Source organism: Rhizobium tumorigenes (assembly GCF_003240565.2).
Classification (GTDB): Bacteria; Pseudomonadota; Alphaproteobacteria; order Rhizobiales; family Rhizobiaceae; genus Rhizobium; species Rhizobium tumorigenes.
On record NZ_CP117255.1, the window covers coordinates 2,279,368 to 2,298,711 of the forward strand.

The 19,344-nt window shown below is 60.9% G+C and carries 15 protein-coding genes; 4 read left to right on the plus strand and 11 right to left on the minus strand.

Going from position 1 to position 19,344, the window contains the following annotated elements:
• Positions 1-30: 30 nt before the first annotated feature.
• Both PR017_RS11235 and PR017_RS11240 read right to left on the minus strand, forming a co-directional pair.
• Positions 31-639: an alpha/beta hydrolase gene (locus PR017_RS11235; RefSeq protein WP_425069994.1), complete on the minus strand. Its 609-nt coding sequence runs from the start codon at positions 637-639 to the stop codon at positions 31-33.
• Positions 640-653: 14 nt separating this feature from the next.
• Positions 654-1,586, minus strand: coding sequence for a VOC family protein (locus PR017_RS11240; protein ID WP_111222486.1), 933 nt, complete (start codon positions 1,584-1,586; stop codon positions 654-656).
• A gap of 222 nt (positions 1,587-1,808) precedes the next feature.
• On the opposite strand from PR017_RS11240, the gene PR017_RS11245 reads away from it, so the two are divergent.
• Entirely contained in the window at positions 1,809-2,297 is a 489-nt protein-coding gene (locus PR017_RS11245) for a hypothetical protein (RefSeq protein WP_240539149.1), read from the plus strand.
• 124 nt (positions 2,298-2,421) lie between these two features.
• On the opposite strand, the gene ung is transcribed toward PR017_RS11245, so the two are convergent.
• The 4 genes from ung to PR017_RS11265 form a co-directional block, all read right to left on the minus strand.
• The gene (ung, locus tag PR017_RS11250; protein WP_111222484.1) at positions 2,422-3,129 is read right to left on the minus strand and encodes a uracil-DNA glycosylase; all 708 of its coding nucleotides are present in this window, start codon (positions 3,127-3,129) and stop codon (positions 2,422-2,424) included.
• A gap of 92 nt (positions 3,130-3,221) precedes the next feature.
• A complete protein-coding gene (locus PR017_RS11255; protein WP_111222483.1) occupies positions 3,222-5,663 on the minus strand; it encodes a GcvT family protein in 2,442 nt (813 codons plus the stop codon).
• Positions 5,660-6,544: a phosphotransferase gene (locus PR017_RS11260; RefSeq protein ID WP_111222482.1), complete on the minus strand. Its 885-nt coding sequence runs from the start codon at positions 6,542-6,544 to the stop codon at positions 5,660-5,662. The genes PR017_RS11255 and PR017_RS11260 overlap by 4 nt, the downstream gene beginning before the upstream one ends.
• 120 nt (positions 6,545-6,664) lie before the next feature.
• Positions 6,665-7,570 carry a LysR substrate-binding domain-containing protein gene (locus PR017_RS11265; protein ID WP_111222481.1) on the minus strand — a complete coding sequence of 302 codons (906 nt, stop codon included), beginning with the start codon at positions 7,568-7,570 and terminating at the stop codon, positions 6,665-6,667.
• A gap of 102 nt (positions 7,571-7,672) precedes the next feature.
• On the opposite strand from PR017_RS11265, the gene PR017_RS11270 reads away from it, so the two are divergent.
• The gene (locus PR017_RS11270; RefSeq protein ID WP_111222480.1) at positions 7,673-8,686 is read left to right on the plus strand and encodes a YeiH family protein; all 1,014 of its coding nucleotides are present in this window, start codon (positions 7,673-7,675) and stop codon (positions 8,684-8,686) included.
• A 22-nt stretch (positions 8,687-8,708) separates the two neighbouring features.
• Here the strand turns inward: PR017_RS11270 and PR017_RS11275 are convergent, their stop codons facing one another.
• From PR017_RS11275 to PR017_RS11290, 4 genes are all read right to left on the minus strand, one after another.
• Positions 8,709-10,499 carry a putative bifunctional diguanylate cyclase/phosphodiesterase gene (locus PR017_RS11275; RefSeq protein WP_425069995.1) on the minus strand — a complete coding sequence of 597 codons (1,791 nt, stop codon included), beginning with the start codon at positions 10,497-10,499 and terminating at the stop codon, positions 8,709-8,711.
• A gap of 237 nt (positions 10,500-10,736) precedes the next feature.
• Positions 10,737-13,922, minus strand: coding sequence for an efflux RND transporter permease subunit (locus PR017_RS11280; protein ID WP_111222479.1), 3,186 nt, complete (start codon positions 13,920-13,922; stop codon positions 10,737-10,739).
• Between the two features lie 126 nt (positions 13,923-14,048).
• A complete protein-coding gene (locus PR017_RS11285; RefSeq protein ID WP_111222478.1) occupies positions 14,049-15,251 on the minus strand; it encodes an efflux RND transporter periplasmic adaptor subunit in 1,203 nt (400 codons plus the stop codon).
• Positions 15,252-15,310: 59 nt separating this feature from the next.
• Positions 15,311-16,120 (minus strand): alpha/beta hydrolase fold domain-containing protein, encoded by an 810-nt coding sequence (locus PR017_RS11290; protein WP_111222477.1) that lies wholly within the window; start codon positions 16,118-16,120, stop codon positions 15,311-15,313.
• Positions 16,121-16,290: 170 nt separating this feature from the next.
• On the opposite strand from PR017_RS11290, the gene PR017_RS11295 reads away from it, so the two are divergent.
• Positions 16,291-17,202 (plus strand): LysR family transcriptional regulator, encoded by a 912-nt coding sequence (locus PR017_RS11295; RefSeq protein WP_111222476.1) that lies wholly within the window; start codon positions 16,291-16,293, stop codon positions 17,200-17,202.
• Between the two features lie 18 nt (positions 17,203-17,220).
• Here PR017_RS11295 and PR017_RS11300 read toward each other — a convergent pair whose 3' ends face one another.
• On the minus strand, positions 17,221-17,988 hold the full coding sequence (locus PR017_RS11300; protein ID WP_111222475.1) for an AraC family transcriptional regulator: 768 nt from the start codon (positions 17,986-17,988) through the stop codon (positions 17,221-17,223).
• A gap of 111 nt (positions 17,989-18,099) precedes the next feature.
• Here PR017_RS11300 and PR017_RS11305 point away from each other — a divergent pair, with 111 nt between their 5' ends.
• A complete protein-coding gene (locus PR017_RS11305) occupies positions 18,100-19,056 on the plus strand; it encodes a DMT family transporter (protein WP_111222474.1) in 957 nt (318 codons plus the stop codon).
• The last annotated feature ends 288 nt before the right edge of the window (positions 19,057-19,344 follow it).

The window sequence follows — 19,344 nt, forward strand, 5'->3', positions numbered from 1 at the left end:
CGGACGGCCGCGCCGGATCGCAGACCTCATTCAGGCATAGGCTGCAAGCAGCGTCCGCACCGCTTCGATCTCGTTTGGCCGGATATCGTGACCGCCCAGATGCCATTCGAGCGTCACATCCGCCTTCTGGCGGGCAAAGTAATCCGCAAGCGCCTTCGTCAGGGAGACCGGTGCAATCGGGTCTCGCTCGCCGGCCGTGATCAGTACCTTCGAGCCCGCCAGACCGGTATTGTCGCGCGGTTCGAACGGCATCAGTGGATGCATCAGAATAGAGGCGTCGAAAAGGTCGCCTTCCTCGATCAGGACATTGGCAAGGATATTGGCCCCATTCGAAAAGCCGAGGCCGATAACCGCCGACGCCTTGTGCTCATCCGCCAGGCTTTTGACGAAGCCAACCATCTTCGCCGTCGCCCGGGCAAGATCGTCCATGTCGTAGACGCCCTCGCCGGTGCGGCGAAAAAAGCGGGCAGCGCCATGTTCGGCGACGTCGCCGCGCGGCGAGACGATGGTCGCCTCCGGCAGCAACTGGCTGGCAAAGTCGAAAAACTGGTTCTCATCGCCGCCTGTACCGTGAAAGACGAAGAATATCGGCTTCCCCGGCGCACCGGCTCGCAGCCGGTGCACATATGTCGATGTCATAATGACCTCCTGCCTCAAGCGTCGAGTGGCTCGAGATGTTCTTCAAGCAATGAGCGCAGATGGGCATGCTGCGGTGGCAGCTTCAGTGCCTCGCCGAGATGTGCAGTATCCTCGTCACGATCGAAGCCAGGTTCGTTGGTGGCAATCTCGAACAGGACGCCGCCCGGCGTGCGGAAGTAGATCGCCCAGAAGTAGTCGCGATCGATGACCGGCGTCACCTGATGGCCGGTATCCATCAGCAGTTTGCGCACTTCGAGTTGCTTGGCGCGGTTTTCGACCGAAAAGGCTACGTGGTGGACCGACCCTGCCCCCGGCAGCGAACGGGCGATGTTCGGCATGGTTTCGAGATCGATGAAATCGGCACCGTTGCCGCCCGGGATGACCAGCCGCTTTGTGCCCTCATGGGTATCGGCAACCTGATAACCCATGTATCGCAGCAGTTCGTCCGTCGCACCGTCGTCGTGCAGGCGCATCGACACCGAGTGAAAGCCGCGAATGGCATGATCGGCCTCGATGCCTCCATGCAGCCATGGCTGGCGAAGATCGTCCCGGACCTCGACAAGCGCAAGGTCGTCACCATCGGGACCTGCAAAGTGCAGGCGCTTCTGGCCGAAGGATTCATCGGCCTTCAGACCGCCGATGCCCTGCGCTGCGAGACGATCCGTCCAGAAACCGAGCGAACCTTCGGGAACCGAGAACACCGTGGTACCGACCTCGCCTGTACCGGGACGGCCTCGCGCCATCTTCGGGAACGGAAAATAGGTCATTACGGAGCCGGGCGCGCCGACTTCATCACCGTAGTAAAGATGATACACATCCGGCGCGTCGAAATTGACAGTCTTCTTGACGCGGCGAAGGCCCAGCGTCTGCGTGAAGAACTTGTTGTTGGTGCGGGCATCCTCTGCCATCGATGTGACGTGGTGGAGGCCTTTGATCTGGTCAAGCATGTCAAACCCCTTTGTTCTGCCCGGTCGTATCGACCGGTTCCATGGGGTGAAGATGGTCGCTGTCAGGCTTTTGCGATAGACCGCAAGACCCGGACGGATTGTCTCCAGATCGTGAACGATCTATCGATGTCGTTCACGTAAGCGATTGAGGGCAAATCCAAACCGCAGTCTGCGACAGTGTCCTTCAATGAAACGCTTGCATCTCGAGACCCGCAGCTTCTGATGATCGAGGCGCTCCGCTCTCGCCTATTTCCCCTCGACCTCTTTATCGCGCTGGCAACAGATTTCGGCGATGGTTTTCACCATCTGGACTGTGTGCGGACATGTGAGCGAGTAGCGGACGTTCTTGCCGCAGCGGTGGCTGCGAACGATGTTGTTGTCGCGAAGGATCGTCAGGTGACGCGAGACGCCAACCGGAGTTTCATTCAGCTCACGCATCAGATCGCGGACGGAATGCTCGCTTTCGAGCAACAAAAACAGGATGTGCAGACGATGGCGGTTTGCCATGATCCCGAGAAAATCGGATTGCGCTGCAGCCGCCCGCTGCACGTCTTCACCGTATATGCCGAAATCCTCGCCCCCCGACGCTACCACCAAGAAATTCGCCCCCAAATTCCGCCCCCGGAATTTCAAACTATTGCTGCCGTTCCACTTCTATTCTCTATGATTACAGGAAAAAGGGAAATTGGCCGTAAAATAATAATATTTTGATTTATATCTATGTTTTATATTTGCATGAAAGTACTTGGCTGCATATCGGGACACGTGCGCACACAATCCAGCCAAAGGAATACAGAACTGTAGCAGCCATGCCGGCTACACTTCCATCAAATCCCTAGGCCTGAGCGACACCTGGATTTTCGGGAAGTGCCCAGTCGATGGGCGTGCGACCGTATTTCTCAATATAGGCGTTGGCTTGCGAGAACGGCCTCGATCCGAGAAATCCGCTATGGGCCGACAGCGGCGACGGATGGGCGGACTTCAGCACCAGATGGCGAGATGTGTCGACGAATGCGGCTTTCTTCTGCGCATAGGCACCCCACAGAATGAAGACGACATGCTCGCATTGATCGTTGACGGCCCGGATCACGGCATCGGAAAACCGCTCCCACCCCTTGCCCTGATGGGACGCGGCGCGCGCTTCCTCGACGGTCAGCACGCTGTTCAGCAAAAGCACGCCCTGCTGTGCCCAGCTTTCGAGAAATCCGTGGCGGGCCGGTGGAATGCCGAGGTCGGCCTGCATCTCCTTGTAGATGTTAACCAGCGACGGCGGGGTGCGGACGCCCGGACGGACGCTGAAGCAGAGCCCGTGCGCCTGCCCGAGGCCGTGGTATGGATCCTGACCGAGGATCACCACCTTGACATCATGCAGGGGCGTAAGATCGAGCGCGCGGAAATATTCGGGCCCGCGCGGAAAGATCGTCTTTCCGCTTTGCTTTTCCTCGAGCAGGAAGGCCTTGAGCTTCTCCATGTAGGGGCTGGAAAACTCCGCCGACAGCGCATTTTTCCAGCTTTCCTCCAGCTTCACTCCCGTCTCCGGCATTCACCCTGCTCCTGCTTCGGCATTCACCGTGATGGCCAAAAGCTGCCCAAGTCAACAAAATGAAGCCGGAGATGTCCGTAAAGCCACAGCCTTTACGCCTTGATGCGAGCCATGTGGGGGTCGTAGAGCGGCTTCAGCGAGACAGCACAGGGAACGCGCCGCATCGCGACGTCGAGCGTATAGCGCCCCGACATGACAAAATCGGCGCTGACCCCGGCAGCGTTGCGGACATAACCGTAGCCGATCGGCCGGTCGATGGTATATCCGAAGCCGCCGCTCGACAGCCACCCGACGCGTTCGCCATCGCGATAGATGGTTTCCCGTCCGAGCAGCACCGTATCGCGGTCCTCCGGCACGAAACAGGCTAGCATCTTCTTGACGCCGGACCCGCGCTGCGCTTCGATGGCCGCCCGTCCCCTGAAATCTGCGTTTTTCTTTACGGCCCAGCCGAGCCCGGCTTCGATCGGCGTGTGGTCGGGGCCGATATCGGCACCCCAGGCTCTATAACCCTTTTCCAGCCGGCAGCTTTCGATCGCCCGGTATCCGGCGTTGACCAGATGATGCGCGGCACCTGCCGTCATCAGTGCATCGTAGACCGCCCCGGCATTTTCCACTGGCACATGCAACTCGAAGCCGAGTTCACCGACATAGGTGATGCGCAGCGCCCGCACAGGTGCACCGGCGATACCGATGGTACGCACCTGGCCAAACGGAAATGCCGCATTCGAGACATCGGCGCGGGTCACCTGCTCGAGCACGGCGCGCGATTGCGGCCCCATCAGCGACAGCACGGAATAGCCCGATGTCACCTCCACGAGTTCTGCCTGCAGACCCTTGGGGATATTGCGGCTGATCCAGTCGAAGTCGTGAGTGGCGAAGCCGGTACCGGTGGTGATGTAGTATTCGTCGTCTGCCAGGCGAGCGACCGTCAGATCGCATTCGATGCCGCCCCGGTCGTTGAGCATCTGGGTGTAGATCAGCGATCCGACCGGCCTCGCCACGTCGTTGGAGGCGATCCAGGTGAGCGCCGCTTCGGCATCCCTCCCCTTCAGCACGAATTTCGCAAACGACGTCTGGTCGAAGATGACGACGGATTCGCGCACGGCCTTGTGTTCGCGGCCAACGGCATGAAACCAGTTCTGCCGACCGTAGGTGTAGATATCGCGGGGCTCCTCCCCGGCAAAAAGGTCGGCAAACCAGTTCGGCCGCTCCCAGCCGAGCTTTTCTCCGAAGCAGGCCCCTTGCGCCTTCAGGCGATCATAGAGCGGCGATTTGCGACAGGGACGTCCGCTCGCATGTTCCTCGAATGGCCAGGCCATGGTGTAGTGCTTGCCATAGGCCTCCAGCGTCCGGCTGCGCACCCAGTCGGTGTCGAAATGCGGGCGACCGAAGCGGCGGATGTCGACAGGCCATAGGTCGTAGGGAGGCTGCCCCTTCGAGACCCATTCCGCCAGAGCCATGCCGGCACCACCGGCAGATGCAATGCCGAAAGCATTGAAGCCGGCGCCGACGAAGAAGTTACGCAGCTCAGGCGCCTCACCGAGGATGAAGTTGCCATCCGGCGTAAAACTTTCCGGGCCATTTAAAAGTTGCTTGATACCAGCCGTTTCCAGCGCCGGAACGCGGGCGAGTGCCTGCTCCATGATCGGCCCGAAATGATCGAAATTGGAATCGAGCAGCGAGAAATGGAAATCCTTCGGTATGCCGTCGACTGCCCAGGCGATCGGGTTGGGCTCGTAGCCACCCATGACGAGACCGCCGACCTCCTCCTTGTAGTAGGTGAGCCTGTCCGGGTCGCGTAGCGTCGGCAGGTTCGAGGGCACACCGAAGGATTCGGTGATGACATATTGGTGCTCGACCGAGACAAGGGGCACGTTGACCCCGAAGCGCGCCGCGAAATCCCGCGTCCACTGGCCAGCGCAGACGACGACCCGCTCGCACTCGATCCGCCCGCGATCGGTGAGGACGGCGCGGATCCGCCCCTTGTCGATCTCGATGTCGAGGACTTCCGTATCCTCGAAGATCGCAGCGCCCGCCATGCGCGCGCCCCGCGCCAGCGCCTGGGTGATATCGGATGGGTTCGCCTGGCCGTCGGTTGGAAGGTAGGCTGCACCGATGAGGTCGTCGACCTGCATCAGCGGCCAGAGCGACAGCGCCTCCGATGGCGTCAGCAACTGCATGTCGAGACCGAACGACTGGGCGGTCGTTGCCTGGCGCTTGACTTCGATCCAGCGCTCTTCGTTGCAGGCAAGGCGAAGGCCGCCATTCATCTTCCAGCCGGTCGCAAGACCCGTCTCCGACTCCAGCCGCTTGTATAGATCGACGGAATAGCCGAGCAGCTGGGTGATGTTGGCGCTGGAGCGCAACTGGCCGACCAACCCAGCCGCATGAAACGTCGTCCCGGACGTCAGCTTGCGGCGCTCGAGAAGAACGGTATCCGTCCAGCCGAGCTTGGCGAGGTGATAGGCGGTCGAGCAGCCGATAATGCCGCCGCCGATGACGACTGCTTTTGCTGTCCTGGGCAGTTCCTTCATCGACGTTCCTCGATATCAAACAGGTCGTAGGCGCGCTCGAACCGCGCCATGTTTTCGGCGGTATAGGCGACGTAGTCGAACTCTATCGTGGAATAGGTTTCGGACACCATGCTCCAGAGCGTTTCGCGCAACAGGGACGCACATTTCATCGCCTCGTAGCGGCGCTTCAATCCTCTTTCACCGACGCCGTCGTGGTAGATGTCCAGCATGGCGGCCTCCTGATCGGCAGAAAATCCGGCATTGGAGGCAAGCCCGCCCAGATCGAACAACGGCGTGTTGAAGCCGGCATAGTCCCAGTCGATAAGCCAAAGCCGATGACCGTCGTCGAGAAAATTGCTGGCCAGCAGGTCGTTATGGCAGAAGACGATGTCAAACGGTCCCGCCGCCTTCTCCAGCCTCCCCATCTTTTCCAGCAATCCCGGCAGCAGGGGCTCGTAACGGCTCCCGATATCCCGGAGCGTCGATGCGTAGTCGGCAATGATATGAAACGACCAGAACATCCCGGCAGCACCACGCAGGTGGCCGCCGACCCTGCGATGGGCATCACGCACCAGCAGCACGACACGCTCCAGCATATCCGGCCGCCCGAGCGCCTCGGCCGACAGCGCCGGCGCGTCGATGTAGTCGAGCACGAGAATGCCGGGCTCATGATAGACGACATCGGGAGACAAGCTGGCAGCATGGGCAGCCCGGCTGGCCGCCAGTTCGTTGGCACGGACGATATGATGAACCGGAATATCGGAGCCGAGACGCACGACGCGGCGCCGCGAACCGTCCCGTACGAGATAGTTGCGGTTGGTGATGCCGCCGGTCAGGGCAGCGATCTCGATTGGCCCATGCCAGATATCGAGCGCGCGAATACGATCCTCGGGCTTGTCGATAGTGCCGGTTCTCCCATTGCAGAAGATCTGACCCGAAATTTCGTCACAATTGCCGGACTGTCAAGGATAATGCCGGAAAATCAAGCATTCCGGCCAATTTGGAGCCGCACCGCACGCGTCTCAAGATGCGCTGGCTCGAGGTGTAACAACGCTGCACATCTGTTCCAGCGCGATGGACGCCTTGCTGGCGTGCCGCTCCTTGTGGCGCAGCAGGCGAAAACTGCGGGCCGGTAGCTCGAAGCCCGCCTTCACCAAAAGCCCCTGTTGCAGATAGAGACTGGCCGAGACGCTGGAAATCGCCGCCGCGCAGGCGCCTGCCTGCACGGCCGATAGAACCGCTTCGTTGGATGGGAAGACCAGCGCGACCTGCATGTCCTGCGGCGAAATTCCGAAACCCCGCATTGCCTCCTCGAAGGCCGAGCGGGTGCCCGACCCTTTCTCGCGCATCACCCAGAGACTGTCGGCCACGAGGTTGGCTGCTGACAGCGTCCGGCCATCCGCCCACGGGTGGTCCGGCGCCACCACCACCGATAGCGCATCGCTTGCAACAACGACGGACGACAGTTCCGGTGCGTCGATTTCGCCCTCCACCAGCCCGAGTTCCGCCTCGCCGGCGATGACTGCATCCGCGACGGTGCGGGTATTGCCGATGGTCAGGCTGAGATCGATGCCGGGATAGGCCTGGTGGAAGCGCATCATGACCGGCGGCAACCAGTAGCTGGCGATGGTCTGGCTAGCGTAGAGATCGAGTTGGCCGCGCTGCAGTCCGCCGAGCTCCGACAGCATCAGTTCGGCCGCGCGCACGCGCGCCAGTGTCGCCCGCGCCTCGTTCAAAAACACCCGTCCCGTCTGCGTCAGCTCGATCCGTCGCCCGACGCGATGAAACAGTTCCACGCCGTAGAACGCCTCGAGGTTCTTGATCGAGGCGCTGACGGCTGAGGGCGTCAGACGTATGGCTTGCGCGGCCCGGGTGAGGTGCTCCCGCTCGGCAACGGCAACGAAGATGGCAAGCTGTTCAAACGTCATTGGCCAACCGTTCGTTTTCATCGAACGAAACATGCCATAATATTCGATAGAAATCTACAACGCGCTGTAGGACACTTCGGGCACCAAACCAGAAGGTGACCCATGTCTATAGCCTTGCGCTCACGTCACATTTTGCCAGGATTGGCACTTTGTCTTGCCGTCGCACTGGCTGCAGTGGCGGTCGAAAAGCTTGAGGTTGTGATGCTTGGTGGCCGATGGATCGAAGGTCTCATCCTGGCGATCGGCTTCGGCATCGCCGTTCGAACCGCATTGCCGCAGATGCCCTCGATGCGCGCGGGTATTGATTTCAGCGCCAAGATCCTGCTGGAAGTGGCGATCGTGCTGCTGGGCGCATCGATCAGCCTGTCGGCGATCCGGGGTGCTGGGTTACCGTTGATCGGCGCGATTGCCGGGGTGGTCCTGCTGTCGATAGCCATCAGCTACGCCATCGGTCGCCTGCTGGGCCTTCCGGGCAAGCTGGCGACGTTGATCGCCTGCGGCAATGCCATCTGTGGCAACTCCGCCATCGTCGCCGTTGCGCCGGTCATCGAGGCCGATGCCGAGGAAATCACTGCCGCACTGGCCTTCACCGCCGTGCTTGGCGTTTTCGCGGTGTTCCTGCTGCCGGTGCTGTTCGTCAGGGCGGGTCTCAGCCCGTCGCAATACGGCGTCCTTGCCGGCTTGACGGTCTATGCCGTGCCTCAGGTGCTGGCTGCGACGGCACCTGCAGGCTTGCTGGCCGTCCAGACGGGCACGTTGGTCAAGCTCGTGCGCGTGCTGATGCTCGGCCCCGTCATCGTCATGATCGGAACGATGATGAAGGGCGTGAAGACGGAACTCCCGGCACAGCACCACTCCATCGTGCCGTGGTTCATCGTCGGCTTCGTGCTGATGATGGGCTTGCGCTCGTTCGGCCTCATCCCGGAGGTCGCCCTTTTGCCGATGACGTTCGTCGCCAACACGCTGACGGTGGTCGCCATGGCAGCGCTGGGATTGTCGGTGGACATTCGGGTTGTCGGCCACGCCGGTGGCCGGGTGATCGCGGCAGCGACGCTATCGTTGCTTGTTCTCGGCGGGCTGAGCTGGATCGTCATTGCCGTTTTGCAGATCCAGTAGAACGCCTGCGGCTACAGCTGGTCTACGCGCTGTCTGCCGGCATCTGTGACAGCAGCGTGAAGATGTCGGCCGCCGGGCTCGGATAGCCGAGAGCAAAACCCTGCAGCCCGTCGCAGCCGACCTCTCCCAGCACCCGGGCATGCTCCTCGGATTCGACACCCTCGGCAATAACTTCGACATTCAATGTCTTGGCAATCTCCACGATCGACGCCACAAGGCGTCGCTGCTCTTCCGACACGGTAATGTTGGTGACGAGCTGGCGATCGATCTTCAGCCGCTTCGGCCGCAAGCTGACCAGCCCGATCAACGACGCATGCCCCGACCCGAAATCGTCGATCTCGATATCGACACCCAGCGTCTTCAGACCCGCGATATTCGAGACGACGATATCATCGCAATCATCGAGGAAAATCGTTTCAACCAGCTCGAAAACGATAGATTCCGGCGGGATATCGAGCCTGTTCAATTTCTGGATCAGTTGCGGGTCGTTGAGCCGTTTGGCAGACACATTGACCGCAATGCGCGGCGGCACGATACCTTCCGCCCGCCATCGTCCGTAGTCAGCAAGGGCCTGCTCCAGAACCGCGGCATCAATTTCGGCTTCCAGACCGTATTCCTGGGCAACCTTGAGGAAGGTCCCCGGAAGCATCAGGCCATGCACGGGATGCTTCCAGCGCGCCAGGGCCTCGAGGCCAAAGATGCGCCGCGTGCGCGCATCCACCTGCACCTGGTAATAGGGGATGATTTCGTGGCGCTGCAATGCAAGCTTGAGGTCGCCGGCCAATTGCCTTTTGCCCAGCAGATCGGATTGCAGCTTTGCACTGAAAAACTGCACCCTGTTGCGACCAAGTTTCTTCGCCTGGTAAAGCGCCAGATCGGATTCCGCCAGAATATTCCCGGCCTTTGAAGTCATATTCCACGCGATACCGACCGAGGCATTCGTCTGCACGACGCCGGCTGCGAAAGGGACATCGGCGCGCAGCGCAGAGAGGGCGCGGTCGGCCAGCGTCTCCAGCACGCCGGCCTCGGCCACGTTGGTCAGCAGGACTACGAATTCGTCGCCTCCGATGCGGGCAACCATGCTCGCTCCGGAAACGGCGCCGGAAAGACGCGCGGCGGTGGCCTTCAGCATGGCGTCGCCAGCCGCATGCCCGAGCTTGTCGTTGATCTCCTTGAAGCGGTCGAGATCGATATGAATGACGGCGAGGCTCTCGACCGTCGGATCGCCCAACAGCTCGGCAAGCCGGCGGTCAAAATAGCGGCGATTGGGCAAGCCGGTGAGATAATCATGGTTGGCAGCGTGCTCGACCAGCCCTTTGCTGCGCTCCACCGCGACCGCCCTCGCCTCTGCCACAGACTTTTGTTCCGCCAGTTCGCGGGTCAGGATGACGTCGGCGGTGACGTCCCACTCGGCGCCGATGATCGACACAGAGCCCTCGGGCCCCTCGTAGAAACGTGCGCTCGAGCGGATGTGGCGCGTCTGGCCGTCGGCAAGAATGATGCGAAAATGGGAGTTGTATCGGCCTCTGGAGGCCACAGCTAAATCGAATTCGGCAGAGGCTCTGTCTCGGTCGTCGGGATGAAGCGCGTTTAGCCAGATGTCACCGGTTACCCTGCCCAACATGCCGGTCCCGTAGAGCCGGTGCATGGAGAGGTCCCAGACCATGCTGTCATCCCGGAGATCGTGCTCCCACACACCAATTTGCGACGTCTCCAGCGCCAGCTCCAACCTCCTCACGAGATCCTGGAACTCCTGCTCTGTCCGACCCGCATCGATAGATGGTTCTGCGATCTCCGCTCCTCCCGACGCCAAGGCAATGCGACACACCCTGCCAACCTCAGATCACGTCGCCTTGCTTTAGCCAATGTTAATAAACATCAGAAACGCGGGCGTCTACCTTTGTGATGCATTGGATGAGCAAAGCCACGGCATTCCGTGCCTTGGACCTCTTGCGAAGATATATCTTATTCCCGAAACAACAATGGGCGGACCCTTGCGGATCCGCCCATTCCGTCTGTCCGGGGAGGTCAAGCGCCGAACAGGCAACTTCTATTCGGCAGCAATCCGGATGATCTCGGCGTTATGCTCCTCGTGCTGCTTAAGCGGACGGTTGCCCGACAGCTTGCGGATCAGCACGTAGAACACTGGCGTCATGAAGATGCCGAAGAACGTCACGCCGATCATGCCGGAGAACACTGCCACGCCCATGGCCGCGCGCATCTCGGCGCCGGCACCTGTCGAGGTGATCAGAGGGACGACGCCCATGATGAAGGCCATCGATGTCATCAGGATCGGCCGCAGCCGCAAACGGCTGGCTTCCATGGCAGCCTGTACAGGCGTCCTGCCGGCAAACTCGAGTTCGCGGGCAAATTCGACGATCAGGATGGCGTTCTTCGCCGATAGCCCAACCAGCACCATCAACCCGATCTGGGTGAAGATGTTGTTGTCGCCTCCCATCAGCCAGACCCCGGTCAGCGCCGCAAAGACCCCCATAGGGACAATCATGACGATCGCCAGCGGCAGTGCGAGGCTTTCGTACTGTGCGGCCAGCACGAGGTAGACGAGCAGCAAGGCCAGCGGGAAAATGATCAGTCCGGAATTTCCGGCGATGATCTGCTGATAGGTCAGGTCGGTCCACTCGTAGCCGATGCCTTTTGGCAGAGTATCTGCCGCAATCCGCTCGACTGCTGCCTGCGCCTGGCCGGATGAAAACCCGGGTGCCGCGCCGCCGTTGATATCGGCAGCCAGGAAGCCGTTGTAGCGCGTCGTCCGCTCAGGCCCGGTGCTGGCCTCGACCTTCAGCAACGCCGAAAGCGGGATCATCTGCCCTGTCGACGAGCGCACCTTCAACTGCCCGATATCGCCGGGATGAGCCCGAAACTTGGCATCCGCCTGTATTCGGACGCTATAGGTACGTCCGAAAGCGTTGAAGTCGTTGACGTAGAGCGAGCCGAGATAGATCTGCAGCGTATCGAAGACATCCGTCACCGAGACACCCAGCTGCTCTGCCTTGGCGCGATCGAGGTCGGCGTAAAGCTGAGGCACGTTGATCTGGAAGCTCGAGAACAGACCCGCAAGCTCAGGCGCCTGATAGGCCTTGGCCAGAAACGCCTTGTTGGCTTCGTCGAGGGCCTGGTAGCCAAGTCCAGCCTTGTCCTCGAGCTGCAGCTTGAAGCCGCCGGTGGTGCCGAGGCCCTGGACGGGCGGCGGCGGGAACATGGCGATGAACGCTTCCTGGATGCCGCCGAACTTCTTGTTCAGCTGCATGGCGATGGCGCCGCTCGACAGATCGGGTGTCGTACGCTCCTCGAACGGCTTCAGCTTGACGAAGATGACGCCGGCATTCGAGGAGTTGGTGAACCCGTTGATCGACAGGCCGGGGAAAGCGATCGAATGCTCGACGCCCGGCTCCTTCATGGCGATCTCGCTCATCCGCTCGATGACATTCTGCGTCCGGTCAAGGCTGGCGGCATCCGGCAGCTGGGCAAAGCCGATCAGATACTGTTTATCCTGGGCAGGCACGAACCCGCCCGGCACCGCCTGGAACAGAAAGTAGGTGGCGCCGATCAGGGCGAGATAGACGACCATGACGACGCTCTTCATCGACAGGATGCCGCCGACCCCACGGCCATAGCCGTTCGAACCGCGCTGGAAGACAGTATTGAAGCCACGGAAGAACCAGCCAAGGCCCTTGTCCATCACCCGCGTCAGCCAGTCCTTCGGGGCATGGTGGTCCCGCAGCAGCAGCGATGCCAGAGCCGGAGACAGCGTCAGCGAGTTGAAAGCCGAAATGACCGTGGAAATGGCGATTGTCAGCGCGAACTGCCGATAGAATTGGCCGGACAGGCCCGAGATGAAGGCAAGCGGCACGAACACCGCGACCAGCACCAGGGCGATAGCAACGATCGGGCCGGAGACTTCCTTCATCGCCCGGTAGGTAGCGTCCCTCGGAGATAGGCCGTTCTCGATGTTGCGCTCGACGTTTTCTACCACGACGATGGCGTCGTCGACGACGATACCGATGGCCAGCACCAGCCCGAACAGGCTGAGGGCATTGATCGAGAAGCCGAACATGTACATGACGCCGAAGGTACCGATGATCGACACCGGCACTGCCACCAGCGGAATGATCGACGCACGCCATGTCTGCAGGAACAGGATGACGACAACGACGACCAGCGCGATGGCTTCGAGCAGGGTATGGACGACCTTGTCGATCGAGGTGCGGACAAACTCGGTGGTGTCGTAGACGATCTCGTATTTCACGCCGTCAGGCATCGCCTGCTGCAGCTCGTTCATGGTCTTGTGGACCTCGTCCGAGATGGTAATGGCGTTGGAGCCGGGTGCCTGGAAAACCGGGATGGCGACAGCGGACTTGCCGTCGAGCAGCGAGCGCAGCGAATAATCGGATGCACCGAGCTCGACGCGGGCGACATCGCGCAGGCGGGTGATCTCGCCGTTGGTACCGCTCTTGACGATGATGTTGCCGAATTCCTCCGGCGTCTGCAGGCGGCCCTGCGCATTGACATTGAGCTGCACGTCGATGCCGGTAAGGTTCGGAGACGCGCCGATGACGCCGGCGGCAGCCTGTACGTTCTGCGCCCGGATGGCGTTGGCAATATCGTCGGCCGCAAGCCCGCGTTCAGCGGTCTTCTGCGGGTCGACCCAGACGCGCATGGCATAGTCGCCGGACCCGAAGATCTCGACCTGGCCAACGCCCTGGATGCGCGCCAGCCGATCCTTTACGTTAAGGACCGCATAGTTGCGCAAGTATGTGATGTCGTAGCGATTATCCGGCGACACCAGATGCACGACCATCATCAGGTCGGGCGAACTCTTGACGGTGTTGATACCGAGATCGCGGACGTTCTGCGGCAGCCGCGGCTCGGCCTGCGAAACGCGGTTCTGCACCAGCTGCTGCGCCTTGTCCGGGTCGGTGCCGAGCTTGAAGGTCACTGTCAGCGTCATCAGGCCGTTGGATGTGGCCTGGCTGGACATGTAGAGCATGCCCTCGACGCCGTTGATCTGCTCTTCGATCGGCGTTGCCACCGTCTCGGATATGACCTTCGGATTGGCACCCGGATATTGCGCGGTGACGACAATCGATGGCGGCACGACTTCCGGATATTCCGAAATCGGCAGCAGTCCCATGCCGATCAATCCTCCAACGAGGATCAGGACCGACAGCACGCCGGCAAACACCGGTCGGTCGACGAAAAAGCGAGACATGTTCATGATGTGGCCCTCTCCAGGGATAACGGTGGACGCACTGCGCAGGACCACGCGGCAACTCCGCCGCAGGTCTCATGCCATTTGCAATTTTTAACCGACCGGGAGGCCCCCTCCCGGTCTTGAAGGCGCCTACTTCGAAGCGGCGACCTTCTGCTCGGGCTTCTGTTCAGGCTGCGGATCGACCAGTGCACCCGGGCGCACCCGCTGCAGGCCGTTGACGACGATCCGGTCGCCGACCTTGAGGCCCGATTCGACGATACGCTGGCCGTCATTGAGATCACCGAGCGTCACCTGCCGATAGACGAGCTTGTTGTCGGCGCCGACAAGAAACACGAACTTCTTGTCCTGATCGGTGCCCACGGCCCTGTCGTTGATGACGATCTTGTTTTCAGACTTCGGCTGGCCCATTCGCACCCGAACGAACTGCCCGGGGATGAGATGGCCGCCCGGATTGGCAAAGACGGCGCGCACGCCGATGGTGCCGCTGGCAGTATCGACCTCGTTGCCGATCAGTTGCAGCTTGCCGGTGATCGGCGTGCCGCTGTCGCGTGTCGTACCGATCTCAACCGGGATCTGCTCGACCGGCGGCGCAACGCCGTCATTGGCCGTGAGCTGTCCGAGGGCACTGGTCACGGCCTGCTCGTCTGCATTGAAGCTGGCATAGATCGGATCGACCGAAACCAGCGTCGTCAGCGCCGGAGACGCCGAGCCGGCAGCGACGAGGTTGCCGGCGGTAACCTCAAGCTTGCCGACACGACCAGCTATCGGTGCGCGGACCTGCGTGTAGTCGAGGTTGAGCTGGGCGGTCTGCAGGGCTGCCTGGGCCGCCTGGACATTCGCCTGCGCTTCTGAATAGGCGCTCGCCCTGGTGTCGAGGTCGCTCTGCGAAATCGTCTTGTTGTCGGAAAGGCGACGACCGCGGTCGAGTTCGAGCTTGGCAAGATCGACGCGCGAAGCGGCGGCTTCGACCTGCGCCTTTGCCTGGGCAACGGCTGCCTGATAGGGCGCCGGATCGATGGTCAGCAACAGGTCGCCAGGCTTTACCAGTGCTCCTTCGCGGAAGTTGACCGACTGGATGGCACCCGCGACGCGCGGACGGATGGACACCCGTTCGATCGCTTCAAGCCGTCCGGAAAACTCCTCCCACGCCGTCACGTCTGCAGCTGCAACGGTGGCGACGGTCACGGGAACGGCCGCCGGCGCCGCTGCCTTGGCAGGCTCGCTGGCAACCGCGCCACGTGGCAGGTCTAGATAGAAGGCTGCTCCGGAAACCGATGCAGCAAGGCTTATGCCGGCGCCCCACAGGGCCCAGCGCTTGTCTTTGGTTGTCATTGCATTCTCTCCTTTTCAGCCCCGGCTTGGGATCCCGGGCTGCAGATCACTGGCTTCAATCAGCCAGGCCGAACACGAATATCGTCTATGAAACTCTTGAAACTCTTGCAGATATCACCCTGCCAGGTTTGCTCGTCGGTCGATTGCCCGCCATAAATTCTTGCCCAGCCCATACCGGCGGGCAGGATGCGCTGCTGGACAGAAACACCTGCCTTTTCCAGCAATTTACCGTATTCCACGCTCTCGTCGCGCAACGGATCGTCCTCTGCCGTCAACAGCAAGGTCGGCGCCACGCCCGAGAGCCGCGAACAGAACCGCGGCGCGGCATAGGGATGACACACACCACCGAGGAAACCCAGATAGTGGTTCCAGCCCTCGCTCCAGCGTTCACGCATCCCGCTCCTGTCGGCGCACTGAAACGACTTGCTGCCCATGAACGGGTCTAGCAGAGGCGAGATCAGCACCTGGCCGTCGAGCATCCCAGGCATCTGGTCGCGCGCCTTCAGGGCAACGCCAGCTGCAAGGTTTCCGCCCGACTCTTCGCCGGCAACAAGTAAAAGCGACTTCTTGCCACCTAGCTCGCGCTTGCGGGCAAGATATTCCAATACGCCGTAGGCATATTCGAGCGACTTCGGAAAACCGTTGTCGGTCGGCCCACTGCAATCCGCATCGACGACGATGGCTCCGGCATCTGCCAGGCACTCCGCGACGGGACGACCAACATAGACCGCTTTGTCCAGAAAGGCGCCACCGTGAAGATATAGCACGACCGGCGCTGTCTTGTCGTCAAGCGAGTCACAGAACACACGCGCAGAAACCGGACCTGTGGCCACGCCTTCCAACACAACTTCCTTAAACGGGGCACGCATCGAGGGCTCCCAACTGAGTGGATCGACCAAACGAGATCAATTCCGCCTCATCTCTTGGGTGGAACATATTGTTATTCCGTTTTACAGATAAGTCCCCTATATTCGATCAGACTATTCACGATCTCGAACAATGAGCTGTTTTCCATAAACCGGCTCAGGATGATTACAGGATGGATCAGCTTTCCGCCATGCGCGCTTTCGCCCGTGTTGTCGAAACCGGCAATTTCACGCGCGCAGCCACGACCCTGTCGATGCCGAAGGCGACGGTAACGACACTCATTCAGGGGCTCGAACAGCACCTGCACACGAAATTGCTGAACCGCACGACCCGCCGTGTCATGGTGACTACCGACGGCGCCCTCTATTACGAGCGCGCGATCCAGATCCTTTCGGAAATCGAGGAGCTCGACGGCAGCGTCAGCAATTCGCAAAGCCTGCCGAGCGGCCGGCTGCGAGTCGAAATGGCCGGCGCCTTCGCCGACGAGATTGTCATCCCGGCGCTGTGCGACTTCCACCTGCGGTATCCCGATATCCGCATCGACATGGGTGTCGGCGACCGGCTGGTGGATTATCTCGCCGAAAACGTCGATTGCGCCCTGCGCGCCGGCACCCCTACCGATCAGTCCCTGATTGCCCGGCGCGTCGGCGAAATCCCGATGGTCACCTGCGCCTCACCGCGCTACATCGAAAAATTCGGCACGCTTCAGTCCCCGCAGGACATCGAAACCGGACACTTCGCCGTCAATTACTTTCGCGCCCAGACGGGAAAGACGATACCGTTCGAGTTCTCCAGAGCCAACGAGACGTTCGAAATCAGCCCCACCTACATCCTGTCGGTCAATGATAGCAGAAGCTTCGTCAACGCCGCGCTGAGCGGCCTCGGCATTATCCAGGCTCCCGCCTTCATGATCCGCGAAGCGCTGGCCGATGGGAAGCTTGTGCGAATGCTTCCCGATTGGCACCGCGACCCCCTGCCCCTGCACATCGTCTATCCGCCGAACCGGCATCTCAGCAACAAGGTCCGCGTCTTCGTCGACTGGCTGGCAAAGCTGCTGGTCACCTCGCGCATCGGTGATCTCTGATGCATGGCATCGACAGGGTCATCTCCGGCGCATCTGCGTGGGGCTGCCGCCTGTCAGGCGTCGGAACATGGCAATGAAGGCCGAGGCGCTGCCGTAGCCCAGTTCTTGCGCCACCCGGCGCACTGGCATGTCGGCTTCGAGCATCGCCAGCGCTGCGACCAGCTTCAATCGCTGCCGCCAGTCGTTGAACGACATTCCAAGCTCGTCCTGGCATCGTCTCGAAAGGGTCCGCTCGGTGGTTTTCATCATCCGTGCCCATTCTTCGAGGGACCGGCGATCCCCTGGCGACTCCTGCAAGGCGGACAGCACAGGTCCGAGCAAGGTATCGACGGACAGCGGCAGATAGCTTTCGCAGCGTTCCGCCAGCCGTATCTGGTCGACCAGCACCTGCGCCAGCCGTAGATCCTCCGTCGTTTGCGGCACGCCGACGTCGCGGATCGCAAAGTCCGCCAGAACAGCCTTCAACAGGGGACTGAGGCTGAGCGTCTGCGGAACGGGCGGCAGGTCAGCACACAACTCTCGCGCGACATACACCGTGACGTAGCGAACATCATGCCTGATCCACGCTTCATGCAGAGTGTCGGGCGGTAGCCATATGCCGTAATGTGGTGGGGAGAGATAGCGGATACCTTCGATATCCAGTTCCGCGACGCCGACGAGCGCATAGTTCAGCTCGCCCCACTCCTGGCTTTTGGCCGGAAAGACCGTACCTCCAACATAACTCTCGGTTCGAAAAGAAACCGGGGCTGGCGGCTGTCCGTCAAGGCGTGGCGATCGAAACGACATGGCGGGTTTCCGGGATTGGCTTTCTGGAATTCGCTATATACCACTAATCGGACAACCGCTAAACACACCGCTGCAGCAGACATCTCCATTATTCGTTCTGCGGGAAAATCCATGGCCGACGGAAAATCCATCGAGACAGCCTCGCCGCTGACCCCGGCTTCGGCCTTCGCGCCGTTTGCGACCGTGCTGATCTGGTCCGGCAATGTCATTGTCACGGAGGCGGCATTCGATGTCATCGCTCCGGGATCGATCGCGTTTTACCGCTGGCTGATCGCTCTCCTCGTTTTGCTGCCCTTCGTCGCCAAGGCAGCTTGGCAACAGCGAGCCGTCGCGGCGCGTCACTGGTTGCAACTGGCAGTGCTAGGAGCGCTTGGCATGGTCGTCTACCAGAGCCTTGCCTATGAGGCGGCGAAGACCACGACCGCCGTCAACATGGGCGTTATGCTGGCTCTGATGCCGCTGATGTCGGCGCTGCTTGCAAGCCTGCTTGCCGCGGAAAGACTATCGTTCAACCGTCTCGCCGGCGGCGCCGTATCGCTCGCTGGCCTCGTCTACCTCACGTCGCACGGCCATCCCGCCACGCTCCTGACCGGTGGATTTCACCTCGGCGATGGCCTGATGCTGATCGCGATTGCGGCAAACTCGCTCTACGGCGTTCTGCTGAAGCGCTGGACCATTCCGCTGTCGCTCTGGCTGCAGCTGTTCTGGCAGATCGCCTTTGCGACCTTGATGCTGGTTCCCGTCTGGCTGATGGGGACGATTTCGCCGATCACGATGGCAAACCTGCCGCTCATCCTCTACGCCGCCATCCCCACATCCCTGATTGCGCCACTCTATTGGATGACGGCGATCCGCAGGCTCGGCGCCGCGCGCACGGCCCTCTTCATCAACCTTCTCCCGGTCGTCGTCGCCATTCTCGCCTGGGCGATCCTGAAGGAGGAGCTGCACGCCTACCACGCCATCGGTGGTGCACTTGCGCTAGCAGGCGTCAGCATCGGCCTACGCCAGAGCAAACCCTCTCGCGTAACCGCAAAAGCCGCCACCGACCCTGTTCAACACAGGTCGTGATCTCCCAGCAAATACAATCTTAGGGCGATTTTTCTATCTTGCCCTTCACCACTTCGACTATGACTGAGAGCGTCGGTAGCGAAAGCAGCAGGCACCGTGGCCAGCGGTGCATCGAGGAAGACGGGCCTCCTCGACCCAGGCGAGGGCCTCGTTACCGAAAACGGAGGTGATCTATGTGGTACATACCGCTTAGTTTCACGCTTTTGCTAAGAAAAACCCGCACAGGCTGGTCAATGACCGTGCGGGTCCAATTCTTAGCATAAAAGCAAAACGGTGGGTGGAGTTAGC